This window comes from Streptobacillus felis (assembly GCF_001559775.1).
Taxonomy (GTDB): Bacteria; Fusobacteriota; Fusobacteriia; order Fusobacteriales; family Leptotrichiaceae; genus Streptobacillus; species Streptobacillus felis.
The window spans coordinates 1-498 of record NZ_LOHX01000143.1 but is presented as its reverse complement, the minus strand read 5'-3'; the positions used below and the strand labels follow the sequence as shown (position 1 = coordinate 498).

General features: G+C 26.5%; 1 pseudogene. It reads left to right on the top strand.

The window, feature by feature from the left end:
* Nucleotides 1-23: 23 nt before the first annotated feature.
* Nucleotides 24-498 (top strand): annotated as a pseudogene (locus AYC60_RS08270) (alanine--tRNA ligase-related protein); the annotation flags it as partial.

Below are 498 nucleotides of genomic sequence, written 5' to 3'. Positions count from 1 at the left end.
TTGAAACTGACTTATTTACTCCAATTATTGAAAATATTAAAAATACATTAGATAATAAAGAAGAGAAAATTTCTGTTTCAGTAAAAATGATTGGAGACCATCTTCGAGCATCAACATTTTTAATTTGTGATGGTGTTTTACCATCAAATGAAGGACTTGGATACATCCTTAAAAAATTAATTAGAAGCGCATACGGTGCAGGTGCAGTTGAGAACCGTGTTATTTTTTATAACTCTCTTCCTTTCTTACATGAAATAGTAGATACTGTTAATGAAAATATGAAGGAAGCATAACCAGAATTAGAGCAAAAAAGAGAATATATTAAAAACATCATTAAATCTGAAGAAGATAAATTCTCTAGAACTTTAAAATCTGGTACTGAAATCTTATTTGAAGAAATAGAAAAATGTAAAAAAGAAAATAAAACTAAATTATCTAGTGAAGTATCATTTAAACTATATGATACATATGGATTCCCATTTGAATTTACTAAGTTAA